At 55.4% G+C, this 19,474-nt stretch carries 15 protein-coding genes; 6 read left to right on the top strand and 9 right to left on the bottom strand.

Translation table 11 applies throughout. From position 1 onward, the window contains the following. Positions 1 to 74: 74 nt before the first annotated feature. The 6 genes from N3G78_02795 to N3G78_02770 all read right to left on the bottom strand — a co-directional run bounded on the left by N3G78_02795 (position 75) and on the right by N3G78_02770 (position 10,404). On the bottom strand, positions 75 to 1,811 hold the full coding sequence (locus N3G78_02795; protein MCX8116846.1) for an NAD+ synthase: 1,737 nt from the start codon (positions 1,809 to 1,811) through the stop codon (positions 75 to 77). Positions 1,812 to 1,819: 8 nt separating this feature from the next. Beyond that, positions 1,820 to 3,253: a sigma-54 dependent transcriptional regulator gene (locus N3G78_02790; GenBank protein ID MCX8116845.1), complete on the bottom strand. Its 1,434-nt coding sequence runs from the start codon at positions 3,251 to 3,253 to the stop codon at positions 1,820 to 1,822. Between the two features lie 10 nt (positions 3,254 to 3,263). Beyond that, on the bottom strand, positions 3,264 to 4,967 hold the full coding sequence (locus tag N3G78_02785) for a GAF domain-containing protein (protein MCX8116844.1): 1,704 nt from the start codon (positions 4,965 to 4,967) through the stop codon (positions 3,264 to 3,266). A 103-nt stretch (positions 4,968 to 5,070) separates the two neighbouring features. Continuing rightward, positions 5,071 to 6,318, bottom strand: a complete 1,248-nt coding sequence (locus tag N3G78_02780; protein ID MCX8116843.1) for a Glu/Leu/Phe/Val dehydrogenase — start codon at positions 6,316 to 6,318, stop codon at positions 5,071 to 5,073. A 30-nt stretch (positions 6,319 to 6,348) separates the two neighbouring features. Then, a complete protein-coding gene (locus N3G78_02775; GenBank protein ID MCX8116842.1) occupies positions 6,349 to 8,634 on the bottom strand; it encodes a PEP/pyruvate-binding domain-containing protein in 2,286 nt (761 codons plus the stop codon). 201 nt (positions 8,635 to 8,835) lie between these two features. Next, positions 8,836 to 10,404: an FMN-binding glutamate synthase family protein gene (locus tag N3G78_02770; protein MCX8116841.1), complete on the bottom strand. Its 1,569-nt coding sequence runs from the start codon at positions 10,402 to 10,404 to the stop codon at positions 8,836 to 8,838. Between the two features lie 300 nt (positions 10,405 to 10,704). Here N3G78_02770 and N3G78_02765 point away from each other — a divergent pair, with 300 nt between their 5' ends. From N3G78_02765 to N3G78_02740, 6 genes are all read left to right on the top strand, one after another. Further along, positions 10,705 to 12,012 (top strand): helix-turn-helix domain-containing protein, encoded by a 1,308-nt coding sequence (locus N3G78_02765; protein ID MCX8116840.1) that lies wholly within the window; start codon positions 10,705 to 10,707, stop codon positions 12,010 to 12,012. A gap of 88 nt (positions 12,013 to 12,100) precedes the next feature. Next, positions 12,101 to 12,592, top strand: coding sequence for an NADH-quinone oxidoreductase subunit NuoE (nuoE, locus tag N3G78_02760; protein ID MCX8116839.1), 492 nt, complete (start codon positions 12,101 to 12,103; stop codon positions 12,590 to 12,592). Then, a complete protein-coding gene (locus N3G78_02755; GenBank protein ID MCX8116838.1) occupies positions 12,589 to 14,439 on the top strand; it encodes an NADH-quinone oxidoreductase subunit NuoF in 1,851 nt (616 codons plus the stop codon). The genes nuoE and N3G78_02755 overlap by 4 nt, the downstream gene beginning before the upstream one ends. Before the next feature lie 13 nt (positions 14,440 to 14,452). Beyond that, the gene (locus tag N3G78_02750; protein ID MCX8116837.1) at positions 14,453 to 15,124 is read left to right on the top strand and encodes a 2Fe-2S iron-sulfur cluster-binding protein; all 672 of its coding nucleotides are present in this window, start codon (positions 14,453 to 14,455) and stop codon (positions 15,122 to 15,124) included. A gap of 179 nt (positions 15,125 to 15,303) precedes the next feature. After that, positions 15,304 to 15,729: a hypothetical protein gene (locus N3G78_02745; protein MCX8116836.1), complete on the top strand. Its 426-nt coding sequence runs from the start codon at positions 15,304 to 15,306 to the stop codon at positions 15,727 to 15,729. A 22-nt stretch (positions 15,730 to 15,751) separates the two neighbouring features. Beyond that, a complete protein-coding gene (locus N3G78_02740) occupies positions 15,752 to 17,032 on the top strand; it encodes an iron-containing alcohol dehydrogenase (protein MCX8116835.1) in 1,281 nt (426 codons plus the stop codon). A gap of 163 nt (positions 17,033 to 17,195) precedes the next feature. Here the strand turns inward: N3G78_02740 and N3G78_02735 are convergent, their stop codons facing one another. The 3 genes from N3G78_02735 to N3G78_02725 all read right to left on the bottom strand — a co-directional run bounded on the left by N3G78_02735 (position 17,196) and on the right by N3G78_02725 (position 19,152). Continuing rightward, complete coding sequence (locus N3G78_02735; protein MCX8116834.1) at positions 17,196 to 17,588, bottom strand: hypothetical protein; 393 nt, start codon at positions 17,586 to 17,588, stop codon at positions 17,196 to 17,198. A 207-nt stretch (positions 17,589 to 17,795) separates the two neighbouring features. Continuing rightward, on the bottom strand, positions 17,796 to 18,569 hold the full coding sequence (locus tag N3G78_02730; GenBank protein ID MCX8116833.1) for a ChaN family lipoprotein: 774 nt from the start codon (positions 18,567 to 18,569) through the stop codon (positions 17,796 to 17,798). Positions 18,570 to 18,579: 10 nt separating this feature from the next. Further along, positions 18,580 to 19,152, bottom strand: coding sequence for a DUF4126 domain-containing protein (locus N3G78_02725; GenBank protein MCX8116832.1), 573 nt, complete (start codon positions 19,150 to 19,152; stop codon positions 18,580 to 18,582). Between the last annotated feature and the right edge of the window lie 322 nt (positions 19,153 to 19,474).

Raw genomic sequence — 19,474 nt, 5'->3', positions numbered from 1 at the left:
TTGAAATCGAGCCGGGGGAGAAAGTGATCCCAAGGATTCTCAGGGAGAAGGGAGGTGAACCGATTTTGAACGGGTTAAAAATTCCGGTATTTGTTGGTAACCGGAAGCCTCCGGTCTTTGCCAAGGGCCCGGGGCGTGATCTTGACGCCCGGGGGGCTCTGCCGTCGTTTATATTCATTCCGGTCGACCATCTGGATCACCTCCTTGACGGTCTCCTCTTTATAGCCCATCCCGGTGATCTCCCGAAGCCCTTTGTCCTCCTCCACGTAGGCCTGCAGGATCGGATCGAGGATGGAGTAGGGCGGTAGGGAATCCTCGTCCTTCTGGTTGGGCCTCAGCTCTGCCGAAGGGGCTTTGAGGAGGATGTTCTCTGGAATGACCTCTTTCTCCTCCCTTTGATTCTTGTAACGGGCCAATTCATAGACCAGGGTCTTGGGAACGTCCTTCAACACCGCAAACCCCCCGGCCATATCGCCGTAGAGGGTGCAGTAACCGACGCTCATCTCGCTTTTGTTTCCGGTCGTCAGGACGAGCCATCCGAATTTGTTGGAGAGGGCCATGAGAATGTTTCCCCGGATGCGGGCCTGGATGTTCTCCTCGGTCACATCGGGCTTCAGCCCCTTAAAAGGGGCGGCGAGCGTTTTAAGATAGGCCTGGAAGATCTCGGTGATGGGAATGGTCATCATCCGGATGCCGAGGTTTTTGGCCAATCGGTTGGCATCCTCCAGGGAGGCTTTCGAGGTATAGGGGGAGGGCATGGCCACGCCGACCACCCCCTTCTTTCCAAGGGCATCGACCGCGATCGCGGCGGTCAAGGCGGAGTCGACCCCCCCGCTCAGGCCGACCAGAACGGTGTGGAAACCATTCTTCCGGACATAATCTCGGGTTCCGAGGGTGAGGGCAGCATAGATCTCGGAGAGACGATCCATGGGGTGGGAGTCCCTTTTAGGGAGAGGGGGGGGCTTCCTGGCAGGCCTTTTCTTTCCTGGGAGGTCGATCCTTCGGAATCCCCTTTCTTCTGGGACCCGAGGTTCCCTTCGGATGCGCGGGTCATGGAGCCTCATCCGGAAAACCGCCTCCAGGTCGAGGTCGGCCAGGACCAGGTCCTCTTCAAACTGCTTTCCCCGGACGATCAGCTCTCCCTTCTGATCGAAGATCATGCTGCCGCCGTCGAAGACGAGTTCATCCTGGCCCCCCACGAGGTTGCAATAGGCGACGATGGCCAGGTTATCCGAGGCCCGGGTGGCGATCAGTTTCTCCCGCGCTTCGGTCTTGCCGGAATGGTAGGGCGAAGAGGAGATGTTGATGATCAACTCTGCACCGCCATAAAGGGCCTGGGTGCGGATCGGATCGCCCGGATACCAGAGGTCCTCGCAGATGCTGATCCCGATCGGGATGGAATAGAGGGTGAAGATGAAATTCCCTTTTCCTGGCCGAAAATAGCGCAGCTCGTCGAAAACCCCGTAATTGGGGAGGTAGACCTTCGAATAGACATCGACCAGCCTGCCGTGGTGAAGCAGGGCTGCGGAGTTGAAGATATCGCCTTCTTTGTGCACAAAACCGACAATAGCGGTGATCGATCTCGTGGCCCGGGCGATCTCTTGGATGGCCTTGAGGTTTGCCTCGATGAACCTGGGCATGAAGAGGAGATCCTCGGGGGGATATCCGGTCACCGCCATCTCAGGAAAGACGAGCAAGTCCGCGCCCATCTCCTTTCCTTTTGAGAGGTAATCGAGGATCTTGCGGGTATTCCCCTTGATGTCTCCGACGGTCGTGTTGATCTGGCAGAGCCCGATCCTGAGGGTTCGCATCTTTTTTTCTAAACCTCCTCCGAGATGAGCATCTCTTTTTTGATGTGGTATTTTTCCATCTTTCCCCGGAGGGTGCTCCGGTTGATCCCGAGGAGGGAGGCAGCCTGGACCTGGTTGCCCTTCGTTTTTCGCAGGGCCCGGAGGATCATCTCCTTCTCGATGGCCGAGATCAAATCGAGGTCCCCTCGGATTGAAGATTTCGGGGCCAAGGCCTCGAAGAGGGCATCGTAAAGGCCCTCGAGATTTTTCGGGAGACGGTCGGCCGTCCCCTCCTGCTTCTCCTCCCCTTCCAGCAGGAGATGGTCTTCGAGGATCCAGTCCCCTTGGCAGAAAAGCATGGCCCGCTTCACGACATTTTCAAGCTGCCTCACGTTCCCCGGCCAATGGTAGGCCAGTATCTTTTCCAGGGCAGCGGGGGTGACCCCCGAGATCTCCTTTTTCAATTCCCGATTGAACCGCCTGAGAAAATAGGAGACGAGGGCGGGGATGTCCTCTTTCCTTTCTCGCAGGGGCGGGATTTTGATAGAGACCACATTGAGCCGGTAGTAGAGGTCCTCACGGAACTCTCCCCTGAGGATCATCTCCTCGAGGTCCTTGTGGGTGGCTACGATGAGGCGGATGTCGACCCGGATCGTCTCCCTTCCGCCTAACCTTTCAAAACATTTTTCCTGGAGGACACGGAGGAGTTTGGCCTGGGTGGAAAGGGACATGTCTCCGATCTCATCGAGGAAGACCGTCCCTCCATGGCACTGCTCCAGTTTTCCGATGCGTCGGGTGAGGGCGCCGGTGAAGGCCCCCTTCTCATGGCCGAAGAGTTCGCTCTCGAGAAGGGTATCGGGAATGGCGGCGCAATTGACCGGCATGAAGAGGTGGTTGGATCGGAGGCTGTGTTGGTAGATCGCCCGGGCGATCAATTCCTTTCCCGTGCCACTCTCTCCTCGGAGGAGGACGGTCACATCGCTGGGAGCGACCTGGCCGATCACCTTATAGATCTCCTGCATCTTGGGAGAGGACCCGACGATCTGCTCCTCCTCCCTCTGAGGGGCTGGCTCAGGGGCGACCGTGACTTCCTGTTTCATGAGCCTTCTCAGGGTCATCGCCTTCTGGACCAGTTCTCTCATTTGCTGGATCGGGAAGGGTTTGAGGATGTAGTCGAAGGCCCCGTGCTTCATCGCCTCGATCGCGGTTTCCGTCGTTCCGTAGGCGGTCATGAGGATGACCAGGGCCTTGGGATCGATGGCCTTGATCTCCTTGAGCACCTCGATGCCTCCCCGGCCGGGCATCCGGATATCCATGAGGATGAGGTCGGGAGAAGAGGCCTTCATCTGGGACAGGGCCTCCTCCCCGTTGGGGGCGGTGAGGACCGTGTACTCCCCTTCCAGCATCCTCATCAGAGAGTAGCGGATCGATTTGTCATCGTCGACCACCAAGATGGTCTGCATCGTTCACCTCTCAGGAGATGGGGATCCAGACCGTAAACCGGGTTCCCTTTCCCGGGGTGCTCTCCACCTCGATCTTTCCGTGGTGCTGGTCGATGATGCGATGGGCGATGGAGAGGCCGAGGCCCATCCCTTCCTCTTTCGTGGTGAAGAAGGGATCGAAGAGCCTCGGCAGATGTTCTTCGGAGATCCCCATTCCCGTGTCCTCGATGAGAAGCTGGATCCATTGGCCGTCCTCTGAATTCTTGGCAGCGAGGGTCAATCGCCCCCCGGAGGGCATGGCCTGGACCGCATTGAGGAGGAGGTTGAAGAGGGCCTGTTTGACCTGTTCTCGATCCATCAAGATCATGGGCAGGGGCTGGAAAACCTTTCGGACCTCGATCTGCTGTTTCTCGATCTGGGGCCGAAGCAGGGGAAGGATCTCCTCGAAAATCGAGGCCGCCTCGGTCCTTTCGAAAATGGGAGGGGCGGGCTTGGCGAATCGCAAGAACTGGTTCACGATCTCATTGATACGTTCGATCTCCCCTGCAATGACTTTCAAATCCTGCCGTTGAGCATTCCCCTCGGGCATGCGGTCCATCAGGGAATGGATGAGGATGTTGATGCTCGTCAGGGGGTTTCGAATCTCATGGGCAAGGCCCGTCGCAAGATGGCCGAGGGCGGCCAGCTTCTCGGAACGGATGAGCTGGGCCTCTGTTTGTCGAAGGGAAGCGGTCGTCTCCTGGATTTTTTCCTCCATCTTCCGGCTGAACTGTTTAAGTTCCTGATACATGGAGGCGATCTGGATGGCCAGCCCTGCCTGCTGGGCAAAGGTCATGACCGATTGGAGCGTCTCCTCGGTCAGGGTCTTTCCCGGTTCGGTATGATCTGCGGCAATGGCTCCCAACGCCTTCCCTCTGGCCAGCAGGGGGATGACCACCAAAGAGTGAAGGCGGAGTTTCTCTTTCAGGAACGGGTTGACCCTCGGGTCGTCCCGGGCATCGGGGATGACATAGGGTTTTTTTTCGATCACCGCCCTCGAGACGATGCTCGCCTCTGGCCGGAGGGGGAATTCGATCCCCTGGATCAACTCCACATCGACGCCCACCGCCATCCTGCATTCGAGCACATTTCTTCTCTCATTGATGAGATAGAGTCTGGCTCGGTCAAATCCGATGTTCTTGGTCAACCCCTCCAGGACCAAACGGAGGATCTCCTCTGAGTCGAGGGTCTCCATCAGGCCGGAGTTTTCGATGCAGATGGCTGCCTGGTTGGCCACGGTTAGAAGCAAATCCTCCTCCGCTTTGGAGAAGGTCCGGGGATAGGAGGTGTAGCAGTTGATGACGCCGATGACCTTCTCTTTAATGCACATCGGCACGCTGAGCATGGAGACCAGTCCCTCCCTCCGGGCCAGGTCCTTCTCCTTGTAGAGGGGGTCTTTCAGCACATCGGGAATCACCATCGGTTTGTTATGGAGGGCCACTTGGCCGACCACCCCTTCGCCCAAGGCGAGGCTTCGTTCCTTGAGGTAGGCTTCGCTCAGGCTCTGGGTGGCCTTCAATTTCAACCGCTGGTCCCTCTCGTCCAGGATCCAGAGGGAGCAGATCTTCGAGTCCATGACGTTGGCGGTCACGGTGACGATCAGGCGGAGGACATCCTCGAGATAGAGGCCGGAGGCGATGGCCTTGCTGATTTCGAGGAGGGCGTTGATCTCCCGTGCCTCAGTAGGCCTGTCCATCCCGGCTCCTCACCTGCCCATCCCTTTTTTGGATCGGATGGCCCCACGAGATCGCCCTTTCCGAAAGCCAAAAGGGGGATCTTTTCGCATCGGGCCTCCCGCCTCAGACCCATCCTCTGAGTTTGCAAGCCTCGGCTACCCTGGCCACTGAGACGAGGTAGGCCGCCTGCCTCATGTTCACCCTCTCTTTGAGGTACATTTGATAGACCCCGTGAAAGGCCCGGGTCATCTTTTCATCGAGCCTGCGATGGACCTCCTCGAGGGGCCAGTAGAAGTTGTAGGTGTTCTGGACCTGCTCGAAGTAGGATACCGTCACTCCTCCTGCATTGGCGAGGAAGTCGGGCAGGACGAACACATTGTTCTCAAAGAGGATATCGTCGGCCTCGGGAGTGGTCGGGCCGTTGGCCAGTTCACAGGAGATTTTGCACCTGATCCGACCCGCGTTGTTCGCCGTAATCACGTTTTCAAGGGCCGCCGGGAAGAGGACGGTGACCTCCAGTTCAAGAAGCTCGTCGTTGGTGATGCGGTCAGCCTCTGGGAATCCTTCGAGCGTCCCGGTGCGATTTTTATATTCCACCACTTTTTTGGGATCGAGGCCCTTGGCATTATAAATCCCTCCTTTGGAGTCCGAGGCGGCAACGAGTTTGAGGCCGAGAAGTTCGTTCCCGAGGAGGGCGGCATGTTGGCCGGCATTCCCGAACCCCTGAATCGCCATCGTCTTGCCGTGAAGGTCGATGTTCAACTGTTTGGCTGCCTCCCGGGTCACATAGATCCCTCCCCGAGCCGTCGCATCCCCGCGGCCTTCCGATCCACCCAGGGGGATGGGCTTCCCTGTGATCACGCCAGGGTGGTGGTGGCCCACAATCGTCTCATATTCATCCATCATCCAGGCCATGATCTGAGGCGTGGTATAGACATCCGGGGCCGGGACGTCCTTCGAGACCGAAAGGGTCCAGGCGATGGCCCGGATGTAGGCCCTCGCCAGGCGTTGCTTTTCCATTTCGGACATCACCTTGGGGTTGCATGTGATCCCCCCCTTTCCTCCACCGAGAGGGATATCGACGACAGCGGTCTTCCAGGTCATCCAGGCGGCCAGGGCGCGGACGGTATCCATCGTCTCCTCGGGATGCCAGCGAAGTCCACCCTTGGCAGGGCCTCGGGCGGTGTTGTACTGAACCCGGTAGGCATGGAAGACCTGGACCTTGCCATCGTCCATCCGGACGGGGAGGGTGACCTTGAGTTCCTGTTGAGGCCAGCGGAGCAGATCCTGGGTGGCCCGGTCCAACCCCAATCGTTCTGCCGCGACATCCAGTTGCCTTTGGGCAATGGTAAAGGGATTCAACTCAGCCATGACTTTTCTCCTTTCTACACTGATAAATTTTTAAGAATTTAAACCCCTCTGGGGCGGTCCCAAGAGGCCCACGCCCCTCTGGTTCTGAACATCGGTATAGACGTGCAAGAACTGACCGGGTCGGAGGGAAGGGATGTGCAGGACCCGGACGACCTCTCCGGCATCTTTAAATTCGGGGACGATCTCGCCCAGGAGATTGGGGGAGTCCAAGAGAAAGGCTTCGTTCAGATAGGCCTTCGGATCGTCCGGAAAGAGGGAGACGATCAGGATATCGGCCTCGACGAGATCCTGGAAAAAATGCGTCCCGTAAGAGACTTCAGGGGTATAGCCATCTTTGGCAAAGGAGATCTCGGCCAGGAGCTTCGCCTTATTGATGTTTGCGTAGGTTACTTTTACTCCCAGATTGATATCGTTACTCCCCCACCTCCCCGGTCCCATCAAGGCATAGCGTTTCGCGCCGAGGTGTTTGTTCAGGGCATTGACGACGTGAGCGATCCGGAACTTCTCTTCATAGGTGGGAAGCCGGTCGTAGGCCCGGGGATCGACATAGACGATATATTCGAGATTCTCCACTATGCTATTTGAGAGCGCCGTGTGGGTGACGAACAGGGTCTCCTCCTCCCGTACCCGATCGGGAACGGAGACCTTTTGGACCTCTTTTCGGATCGAGAGGGCGCGACACTGGAGGAGATAGAACTTTTGGCCATCCCACGCAAATTCGATATCCACAGGACGGCCATAGGCGGCTTCGACTTTGGAAAGGATTTTCTTGGCGATGGGAACGAAGTTCGATTGGGTCAATAGGTTATCGAAGGTGAGGCAGAGCGTCTCGCCCTTGAGATTCTGCGTTTTGAACAAGGGCGGGGCCAGATGCCCATCCTTCGCAATCGAGACGGCGTAGAAAAGGTCCGGATGGTCGATCTGCGCCGCCAAGGTCTGGAAACTGACCGTCTGGAGGGTCCCCTCTTTTAGGTTAAGGACGTCCACCTCTTTTTGAGAATATTTCATGATCTGAGAGGCGGTCACTTCGGGTCGAAGCTGGGGATGGCTGAGGGGGATCATCCTGGGATAATCGGACCCAACCCGGTCGACCGCCCTCGTTCCGAGGCCGAAGACCATCCGGACGAGGCCCTCTTCCTTCCGGATCTTGGGATTCCACGCATAGACATTGCGGGAGAACATCACGCCCGAGGCGAAGGGGAGGAAGTAATCTCCGAAGCGCTGTCCGACGACCTTCTGGACCACCATCGCCATCCTTTCATCGTAATCTAAGAGCCCGTGGTCCATCCGGTAGAGGATTGGGTCGGGGCCGAAGGTGCTTGCAAAGACCCGTTTCAATCCGGCGATGAATTGATTCAGCCGGGTCTCTATGTCCCCCTGATTGGTGAGGAAGACGGAGAGGTACTTCCCGGAGAAGGCCAAACCGAAACTGTCCTCGAGCAGGCTTGAAGAGCGGATGATGATCGGGTGTTCGCCGATCTCCTCGAGGATCCTCCGGAAGTCTTCCACCACTTCCGGGGCGAAGGTGGCAAATCGGAATTTCTCTTCGATCTTTTCGAATTCGGCCTCGATGGCCTCGCGATCTTTGTATTTGAACGTATGGAAGAGGTAGAGGTTGTTTCGATCTAAAAATTCAGAAAAGACCCCGGAGTTCAAATACCAGGTGTCGGGCACCCGGATGGTGGCTTCAAGTTCAGGGTCGGGTTTTTCGAGGATGGGGAGGAGGATTCTCAGGGCGAGGATCATCCCGGCGGCTTTCCCTCCTAATTTTCCAGGCCTCTTCCGGCTCCAAAGGGTTTTCTGGAGGATGCTGTCGATGTCGCGGATGGTGATGTAATTTTTGGCCAAGCTGATAAAAGGGAGGTGACTGGAGATGAAACGGGTGATCAGGGCGACCCGAATCCCTTCGGCCTCCTCCCTCGAAATGAAGACCTCCCCTTTGGGGATTTCACAGAATTCCCGGAGGGCCTTGAAGATTTCGAGGGCGGTGGCTTGATCACGATTTACGACGATGCTCAAGGTCTGGCATTTATCCTTTTTCCTCGCCAGGTTGATATAATCTTCGATCTCGTTGGGTTTGAGATGGGTGGCGGTGTAGGCATCGATCAGGGCTTCGATGTAGTCCTGCCGATTCTCTTCAGAATCCACAAGGCCATCTTCCTGGAGCGCGGCCAGGGCTTGTTGATAGAGTTTTTCCCGCGTGATGATTGACCTCTGTTCGAGGACGTCCATAAAAATGCTTCGGATCAGACCCGTAAGGGTAGGGTAGCGATTGATTTTTTTTACAAGCCGATGGGTTTTGAGGACATCCTTCATGTCAGGGGAAACCACTCCCTTCGAGGAGGTCTGAACACCTTTAATCTATCTGTATTTGGTTTATTTTTCAAGCGGCTGGAGGTCGCCTCTTCGAAGAGGAGACAAGGTGAGAAACCTAAGGTAGGTCAAGCTTTTGGGGAAGGGGGGCAAAGAGGGGCGCTGTCAGGGCGAGGATTTCCCCGACAGCGCGCGGCCCCAAAATTAACCGAGGATTTTATCGACTTCTTCCCGATCGCCTTCCATCACGTAGGGGATGCCCGAAATCTCTGAGGCCTCCCGGGTGAGGGCCATGAGATCATTTCGTGTGATAAACTTTAAGGCAAATTTTCTTGCCCCTGCCATGAGCTGCTGGAGCCCTGCATTGAGCCGGTCGAAGTAGGTGATCATGCCGATCGCGCCGGTCGGAATTCGCTCGAAATCTTTTCCGTATTTATCCTTCAACTTGGCGGCGAGGATGAAGACATGTTCGATGTCGGTTCCGTATTTGGCGATATCTGCTGGGACCTTCCCTTTTTTGATCATCTCTCCAACGGTATTTCCGACCATGGCCGCTGTCATGCTCGCCCGGCCCAGGCAGATGGCCTTGACATAGGGGGCTGCCAAGGCAACGGCCTTGAAGATGTGGTCTTCGAGGGCAAGCCCTCCTGCCATGGCGCAGTCCGGGAGGAAGGCCCCTTTCTCCTCCAGGCGTTTCAGGTATCGGTAGAGGAGGCATTCTAAGTAGACGGTGGGGATCCCCCACTCGTTCATCATCCTCCAGGGGCTCATCCCGGTCCCTCCGCCTGCCCCGTCGACCGTGAGGAGATCGATCCTGGCATCGGAGGCATATTTTACGGCCCTGGCCAGGTCGGCAGGCCGATAGGCCCCTGTCTTCAGGGTCACATATTTGGCCCCGAGCCTTTTCAGACGCTCCACCTCTTTATGGAACCCTTCCTCGTCCACCATCCCCAGTCTGGAGTGGCGTTCGAACTCCTTGAAATCGCCCTGTTTGAAGGCCTCCTGGATCACCTTATCCTCAGGATCCGGAAGGACGATGTAACCTCGGCTCTTGAGCTGGAGGGCCCTTTCGAGGGAAGGGAGTTTTACTTCACCACCGATATCCTTGGCTCCTTGGCCCCATTTGGGTTCGATGATTTGAACGCCCAATTTTTCAACCACATATTCCGGTACCCCAAGGCGTCCATCTTCCACATTGTATTGGACGACGATTCCACCATATCCATCGTACCACTGCTGAAAGGTCCTGACCCGGCGCTCCATCTCGGGTGAACGAACCACCCGGCCGTTTTTGAACTCCGCTTCGGGGTCCATCCCGCAGACGTTCTCTCCCACGACGACGAGCGTTCCTGCGATGGCGGCAGCGATGGCCATGGATTCCCAGTGGATCCTGGCAATGTCGGTGGAGCCGAGCGCGCCAGTAAAATAGGGGACCCTCATTTTGATCTTTTCTTTGGCCCCCACCTCCGTGGAGACATCCACCGCAGGGAAGGCCGCATGGTCCGGGTCGGCTTCAACCCCGATCGCTCCGACACAACTTCCATGGATGTTGAAGTGGGAGTAGTCCACAGGGTAGTCTTTCTCCGATCCGGCGGTGACTTTGGAATAGGGTTGGGGATAGAGGATCTCCCTCCCCCTCAAGGCCGAACGACCCACCTCGCATGGCCCAGGGCACCCATCGAGGCAGGTCACACAAATCCCGGAGATGGGTGCGGGCTCAACACGATTCTTTGTGAAGGTAGCCGGACTTCTGTTGGGTCTACTAAGCGTCATGATTCCACTCCTCCTTATCGAAATTTTTCAACAAAAAAAGGCGTCAAAGTCTGTTTGACGCCTTTGTCTTTTCTGAATACGGCCTTGTATCGGATTAGGGTGTCTAAAGACAACCCTTCACAATACCCCTTTGTATTGTGTGGCTTTTATTAAGACAAATGTCATTTTTTGTCAAGAAAAATTTCGACAAGAATTTACGACTATTTTTTGATGAATGAAATTTTTTGTTGACATTTATCGCCAAAAAGGATAAAAGCATTTTAGCTTAAGTTAGATAGAATAAATTTCAGCTAAAATGAAATGAGTTTAAAAATTTCAACGGGCATAAGCTACATCGACCACCTTTTGGGGTTTTTGAAAACGGGGGACAATGTCGTCTGGGAGGTCGAGGCGGGTACCTATATCGAGGCCTTCCTCAAAAAGTTTGTGGAACATAATCTCAGAAGCGGCTATAAACTGGTCTATGTCAGCTTCAACCACTCTCCCACCACTCTCACAAAACGGTTAGGGCGTCTCTTCCACATGGAAAACCTGACCATCCTCGATTGCTTCACCTCTGGAAAAGGGAATAATGACCCCCTCTTCACCCAATTCTATGAGAGGGAGAAGGAGAAGTATAGGGGAAATGTAATCAGGGTAGAGAGGCCGAGGGATCTCTCCCATTTCCGGGAGGCGATGGATCGGATCGAGGTCGAGAAGGGAGAGGGGACCCGATATGTCTTTGACAGTTTAACGGGCATGCAGGACGTCTGGGGGGAGGAAAACCTAACCTATAAATTCTTCACCTACTCCTGCCCCAGACTATACGATTTACAGACGGTCGCCTATTGGATCCTTGAGAAAGAGGCCCATACCCCCTCTTTCAAGGCCAATTTGAGACATATTACCCAGGTGGCCATCGAACTTGAAAAGAAGAACGGTGAGCTCTTTTTCAAAGCGAACAAGATCGAAGGGAGGTTTTCGAGGACCGCTTTCCAGCCCAAGCAGTATGAGGTATGGGGAGAAGAGATCCTATTCCCTGCGATCGGTGGGAGAAGGCCAGGAAACCTCGGAGAGAAGATCAGGAGCATGAGGAAAAAGTTGGGAATGACGCAGAAAGAACTGGCCGGCCAGGTTGGATTAACCCCCAGCTTTATCTCTCAGCTCGAAAAGAACCTCATCAGCCCATCTCTCGACTCCCTCTTCAAGCTGAGCGAAAAGTTGAACGTCCAGCCAATCTACTTTTTAACCGATGGGGAGGGAGATTTCATCCAGAAGAAATTGATCAAACCCGAAGAACGGCTGGAGGTTCGATTTCCAGGTCTGAAAGGAAGGGATATTCAATTTCACCTCCTTGTCTCCGACACCCTTAACCGGAGGATGGAGCCCTATCTTATCACTTTGGCAGAGGGAGCAGAGGTCAAAGACCATTTTCTCAATCATAAGGGGGATGAATTCGTCTTCGTAATCCGGGGGGAGATGGAGGTGGCCTTCAATGGAGAAAAGTACATCTTAAAGCAAGGAGATAGCCTCTATATCGGCTCCATCTCTCCTACGAGGTGGGAAAACGTAGGGAAAGGGGATGCAGCTTTCCTCTGGGTCATAAGCCCTCCAAGGGAAGGTTTTTGAAATTAACTAAAAATTTTTTCCAAGAAAATTAAGCATAGATAAAATTTTCTCCAAAAATTTTAATTTAAATTGATCTCTGGAGGCGAAAATGGATTTAGAGACGGTCGATCTCATCGTTGACAAGTTTGGGGGGAAAAGGACGGCATTGATCAGCATCCTTCATGAGGTTCAGGACCGGTATCGGTACCTGCCGGAGGAGGCGCTGAAAGTGGTCGCCTCGAGGCTCAGGATGGACATCAACGAGATCTATGGCGTGGCCACGTTCTACAAGGCCTTCAGCCTCGTTCCCGTTGGCAGACATTCCATCACCCTCTGCATGGGGACGGCCTGCCATGTCAGGGGAGGGCCAAAGATTTTGAGAGAGCTTAAAAGCCTGCTCCATATCGAGCCAGGCCAGACCACCCCTGACCAACGATTCACATTGAATGTGGTGAACTGTCTGGGCGTATGTGCCATCGGGCCCGTGATGATGGTGGACGGGAAGTTCTACGGAGAGATGAACCCGATGAAGGCGAGAAGATTGGTTGAGAAGATGAGCAAAGGGAGGGTTCGGAATAAGGGGAAAGAGGTGATGTCATGAGAACGATTCGGTCCGTGAAGGAGTTAGAGCGGTGGCAGAGGGATATCCTTGAAAGGGAGAGGAGGTTTGATGTCACGGTCTCTATCTGCGGGGGAACCGGATGTCAGGCCTACGACTGCCAGAAGGTGAAGAATACCTTCCAAAAAGAGTTGAGGAAGCGCGAACTGGAAAGAAAAGTCCATCTCAGGGTGACCGGGTGCCCGGGCTTTTGCGAGAGAGGGCCTCTCGTCACCATCCACCCCATGAACGTCTTCTATCAGAAGGTGAGGCCCGAGGATGTAAAGGAGATTGTTGAGGAGAGCGTCCAGAAGGGGAACCGGATCGACCGCCTCCTTTTCGAGGATGAGCGAAGCCGGGAGAAGATCGCCCCTTTCGAAAGGATCCCTTTTTATCGATCTCAGATGAGGCTCCTCCTCAGCCGAAACGATCTCGTCGACCCGACCCGGATCGAGGATTATATCGCCATCGGAGGCTATCGAGCGCTTGCCAAAGCCCTTTTCGACATGGGGCCAGAGAAAGTCATCGGCGAGATCAAGGAGTCGGGTTTGAGGGGAAGAGGAGGAGCAGGATTTCCCACCTGGAGAAAGTGGGAGGAGTGTAGGCAAACGCCCAGTGCGACCAAGTATGTCATCTGCAACTGCGACGAGGGAGACCCAGGAGCCTTTATGGATCGGGCGCTCATGGAAGGGAATCCCCATTCGGTCATCGAAGGAATGATGATCGGGGCCTATGCCGTGGGAGCCCAGGAGGGATTCATCTATGTGAGACATGAATATCCCCTGGCTTACCAAAATGCCGTGATGGCCATCCAGCAGGCCCGAAGGGCGGGATTGTTGGGGAAGGATATCCTCGGTTCTTCCTTCAGCTTCGACGTGGAGGTGGTCAAAGGGGGAGGGGCCTTTGTTTGCGGGGAGTCCACTGCCCTGATCGCTTCGATCGAGGGCAGGGTCGGAGAACCTCGAAGCAAGCAGATTCGCACGGTCAAACAGGGATTGTGGGGCAAGCCCACCACCCTGAACAATGTGGAGACCTGGGCCAATGTTCCCTTAATCATTGAAAAGGGAGGTCAATGGTTCTCGAAGATCGGGACGGAGAAGAGCAAGGGGACGAAGATCTTTTCTCTCGTGGGCCAGGTAAAGAATACCGGTCTGGTCGAGGTGCCCATGGGTATCACCCTCAAAGAGATCATCTTCGATATCGGAGGGGGGCCGAGGGATGGCCGACAGATCAAGGCGGTCCAGACCGGAGGACCCTCTGGGGGCTGCATCCCAGCTTCACTCTTCGACCTTCCTGTCGATTTCGACAGTTTAACAGATGCCGGCTCGATGATGGGCTCCGGCGGGATGATCGTGATGGACGAGGGGACCTGCATGGTCGATGTGGCGAAGTACTTCGTCCACTTCCTCGAAGAGGAGTCCTGCGGCAAATGCCTTCCCTGTCGGGAGGGGTTGAGGAGGATGGGGCAGATCCTCGATGACCTCACCGAGGGGAAAGGGGACGGAGAGAGCCTCGCGCTTCTGGAAGAGCTCGCCCTTGTGGTTGGAGATACCTCTCTCTGCGGACTTGGAAAGACGGCGCCCAATCCGGTTCTTTCCGCCTTGAGGTATTTCAGACCCGAGTTCGAAGCCCATGTTCACCAGAAGAGATGCCCCGCAGGCGTCTGTGCTTCGCTCATTCGATACTCGATCTCGGAGGGATGTACCGGATGCGGGGCCTGTGCCAAGATCTGTCCGACAGGGGCCATTGAGGGAGAAAAGAAGAGGATTCACCGGATCCTCCCTGAGCTCTGTTCGAAATGCGGTTCCTGTCAGGTTGTCTGTAAAGAGAAGGCCATCATGGTTCAATAGAGGAGAAAACCCCATGAAAAGGAAGACCGTTCGGATCACCATGGATGGAAGGCTGATGGAGGTCGAGGAGGGAAAGACCCTGCTTGAGGCAGGACGTGAGTTTGGCATCCACATTCCAACGATGTGCTATATGGAACATCTCACCCCTTATGGAGGGTGTCGGATCTGTGTCGTTGAGATCAGCCAGAACGGAGGCAGGCCTTTTATTGATACGGCCTGCACCTACGAGGTGAGAGAGGGGCTGGAGGTCCAAACCCAGACCCCGAGGATCATCCGGGCCAGAAGAATGCTGGCCGAGCTTCTGGTGGCCAGCGCGCCCAACGTGAAGATCGCGCAGGATATTGCGGCACGAATGGGACTTCTCAAAGTTCGGTTTCCCATGGAGGATCATCGGTGTGTGCTCTGTGGCCTCTGCGTTCGAATGTGTTACGAGCAGATGGACGGGAAGGCCCTTGGTTTCGCGGGGAGGGGAACCAGAAGGAAGATCAGCATGCCCTTTAATGTAAGACCCGAGACCTGTCGTCTATGCCGGGGGTGCGATTTCATCTGTCCCGGCCTGATCGTTCCTTGCCATGGGGTCAAAGACCCTGGTGAGCTCTGCGGAAGGTGTGTCCGGCTGGAAGGGATGCCGACCTGCTGTCCCGGGGGGACCTTCGGCTGTTTCTGCGATCAGAATCCGCTTTGACCTCCCGATAGCGATCCATTATCCCCCTTCACTCACCCTTTCCTCCCCCTTCCCCTTGGTGGGGGAGGAGGTCTCTTTTTTCCTTGCATTTTTCGATCATTTTCTTTTAAACCTAAAGGGTCGGCAAGGCATCGGCCAAAACAGATCTGAGGAGGTCTTACCCCAGAAAGGAGGGCAAATTGGATCACCATCTCATCACGGAGCGGATCAAGAAGCGGTTAAAGCTACCAGAGGAAGATTGGGAGAAGATCGCGCAGAATCCAAAATTCCAGAAGCTCTTTCGCAATGCCCTGGAGGCCTCCAGATACAGGCTGGTGGCAGAGGTGATCGATTCGAAGGGCTGCCATTCGGGGCACGTCGTTGGCCAGAAGATCGTTTTTGATAACTCGGGCAATCTTTTGACCAGGGAAAGTCCGGAGCGGGTCTGCGCCTTCCTCATGCCCAACCTGACGGTCCTGATCAATGCCTTTTTCGAAAACCTGATGAACGGCAGAGACCCCAACGAGGTGATGTTTAACACGACCGGCTGTTTTGACACGGGGCCACAATGCGGCGGATGGGGCCATGTGGTCGTGAGGATGAACGCGGTACCGAGGTCTCCATAAGCCGGAAAGAGGAGGGAGAAAGATGGAATATGACTATGCGTTCGAGATGGCGACGTCCAACCTTCGGTTCGGATCCGGGGCCACCCGGGAATTGGGGATGGACCTTGCCGAGATGGGGATCAAGAGAGTGATGGTGCTGACCGACCCGGGTTTGAAGAATCTTNCGCCCGTGGAGATGGTCCTCGAATCGCTCCAGAAAGAAGAGATCGCCTTTACCCTATTCTCAGAGGTGAGAATCGAACCGACGGATCGATCGGTCAAGAAGGCGATCGAGGTGGCCCGATCCGAACCTTTCGATGCCTTCGTGGCGGTCGGCGGAGGTTCCACGATCGATACGGCAAAGGTGGCCAATCTCTACTCGACCTATCCCCCTGAGGATTTTCTCGACTATGTGAACCCACCCATCGGAAAGGGATTGCCCGTCCCGGGATCCTTGAAGCCCCTTTTCGCTATTCCAACCACGGCAGGGACCGGAAGCGAGACGACAGGGGTGGCCATCTTCGACCTCGAGGAGATGCACGCGAAAACAGGGATCGCCCACCGTCGATTGAAGCCCACCTTGGGCATCGTCGATCCCCTCCATACGAGGACGCTTCCGCCCATGGTCTTTGCCTGCACCGGCCTCGATGTCCTGACCCACGCCATCGAGTCTTTCACCGCCCTGCCCTTCAACCAGAGGCCCAAACCGGAAAGGCCCATCCTCCGGCCGGCCTATCAGGGTTCGAACCCTGTCAGCGACATCTGGTCACTGGAGGCGATGCGAATCGTCTCGAAGTACCTCCTCAGGGTCTTTGAAGATCCCTCGGACGACGAGGCCCGGGGAATGATGGCCCTGGCCTCGTCTTTTGCAGGCGTCGGGTTCGGAAACGCGGGAGTCACGCTTCCCCACGGGATGTCCTATCCCGTTTCGGGGATGGTCCGGGACTACCAGGCCGAGGGTTACCCCAAGGATCATCCCTTGGTGCCTCATGGGATGGCGGTGGTGCTCAATGCCCCTGCAGCGTTCCGTTTTACCGCACCGGCCTGTCCGGAGCGCCACCTCAAGGCCGCAGAGGCCCTCGGGGCCGATGTCTCAAAGGCGAAACTTGCCGACGCGGGAGAGATCCTCGCCGGCCGAGTCATCGATTTCATGAGACGTCTCAGGATTCCAAATGGGTTAAAGGGAGTTGGCTACACGGAGGCCGATATCCCAAAGCTGGTGAAGGGGACACTGCCTCAACACCGGGTGATCAAGCTCTCTCCCCGTCCCGTCGGAGAGGAAGAGCTCTATTGGATCTTCAAGGATGCCATGGAGTACTGGTGATCCGAAGGGGGGAGATCCTTTTCGAGGCAAGACCCAAAAAGGGCGGATCACCTCCGGGATTGCCCTCTCTTTCGAGTAATGATATTTCCACAAAATTCGAGGCCCTTTCATGGGAACCCTTCAGGGTTTGGAACAGGCGTTGAGTAAGGAGGAATATAGGTTTCTAAAGACCTTGACCGATCCGGCAAAGATCCAGGCCTTTCTCGATGACATTCCTTATAGTACGGAGGCCATCTACCGCTGTCCTTTGCGGGTCTTGAGAGAGAGGGTGGCCCATTGTTTTGATGGGGCCCTCTTTGCCGCCTGTCTCCTCCGGAGGCTCGGCCATCCCCCTCTCCTCTTGGAGATGATCCCCAACAGCAGAGACGACGATCATCTGCTTGCCCTTTATAAGCGATATGGCCATTGGGGGGCGGTGGCCAAATCCAATTTTGTAGGATTGCGGTTTCGAGAGCCTGTTTACCGGACCTTGAGAGAATTGGTCATGTCCTACTTTGAGCAATTCTATAATGTGGAGGGAGAAAAAACCTTGCGGGGGTATAGCCTTCCGCTTCACCTAAAGCCTTTCGATCGTTGGCATTGGGAGACGAGCGATGAGGCGTTGGAACGCATCGCCAATAAGCTGGATCGGGTCCGGAAGGTTCCGATTTTAACCCGGCGGATGGTTTCGATGCTGTCACCCGTAGATGAGCGCTCCTACCGGGCTGGACTTTTGGGATCCGACAAAGCGGGTTTGTTCCGACCCCGTCCCAAGGGGGGAGGGTCAATCCTCCACCCAGATGAAGTCCGCGATCCTCCCCCGATCCCTCATCGGCAGGTGGGCGACGGTCGAGGCGGGGACCACGACGGCCATGGGGAGTCTCGGATGATTCTTCCGAAGCTGAAAAGGGATGCCCAGGTGATAATCGACATGAAAGTGTCCGCAGCAGAAGAAGACACGGCGGTCTAAAAACGGTTCAAGGGAAGAAGCCATGACGGCATCCTTTAACACCTGCGCCTTGTAAAGGCCGTCCAACTTCATCCCTTTCATAGGGGTAAAATGGGGCATTTCCTCGATTGAAGAGGCGAAGCGCTGATAATACTGTTTTGACTGGAGATGGATGGATTTAGGAAGATAGATTTTATCCTTTCCCAAGACATGGGGGGAAATCTTATCCGCTCGAGAGACAGCGGCGGCCGCTCTCCGAGGGACGTTCGCTGCGATCACGGGGATTCTCTTCCTCTTCGCTAACTCGATGAGGGGGCGATAATCCTCCTTGTAGTTCGGCCAGGGACGGGAGCGTCGCAAAAATGATTTTTCGGATATTTCCCCTTTTAAATAAGCATCGAGGACCTCCTGAACATCCCGCTCAAACATCTCAAGGGCGAGGACGATCTTCGGGTCTCGTTTGGCAAGGCCTTTAAGAAGAGAAAATTCGGCTTCGTGTGACATCCGGGAGCCATGTTCTTCTCCGAAGAAAATCACCCGATAATCCATCAGCATATCAAAAGCATCCTCCAGCTCATAGAGGACCCCTTTTCTCATCAACCAGGGCATGGCAAATCTCCTATGGTATTTTGGTCCTTCTAAAAATGAGGCGGCCGGCTTTACGGATGGCCCAAAAAATGAGCAGGGCGAGAAGCACCAGACAAAGAATGGGAACGAGGATGGCGAGCAAAGAAGTGATGAGCGAACCGATCGCTTCCGCAGTAGAGACCAAGGGGTTTCCCATGCCCCCGGTGAGGGTCGTCGATTTGGTGCGGAGGGCCACGGTGGATCCCTGCACCAATGCGGCGGCCCCGCCGCCAGCGATGATTGCGAGGGTCCATTTCAGAAAAGGGGAAAGCTCCATGACCATGGAGGCGGTGACGATCGTTCCTGCAAGGATGGCTGCGGGTGTAGCGATCAGATCTAAGCATTGATCTACCCAAGGAATGTAATACCCAAGGATTTCGACGACGGTTGCGATGCCAAAGGCGAGGGTGGCGTATTCACTTCCAATCCATTCAAACCCTGGCGAGAGATGGAGATGGCCCGCAAGGGAAGCAAGGTTCATCACCAGCAATGGCACAAAGACCCTGAACCCGCAGGCGGCGCTCAACCCTATCCCAATGGCAATCCCGAGTAAGGTTTCTGTCAACATTTCCGTTTAATCCCTGAAAGTCTTCATCGTTTATTAGTCCCAAAGCCCTCAAAAATCATGCAAATGAGATAATTATTGTCACCGTCATTACAAACGTTTTTCTTCTGTCATTGCGAGCACCTGCAAGGTGCGTGGCAATCCGACGAAGTCGTTGCGAGGGCGTAGCCCATGCCTCCACGTCGAAGTGCATGAGGGCTCTCAGGCATGGCAATCCCCTGTTCATCATCGCGAGCGTAGCGAACCAATGCTTTGAGATCACTTCGGTCTTCGGCATCGGATGCGGGATCCCTCCGATGACAAAAGGGGGATGAGATTGCTT

It is taken from the genome of Thermodesulfobacteriota bacterium, from assembly GCA_026415035.1.
GTDB lineage: Bacteria > Desulfobacterota > BSN033 > BSN033 > UBA1163 > RBG-16-49-23.
This window is presented reverse-complemented; position numbering and strand designations above follow the sequence as displayed.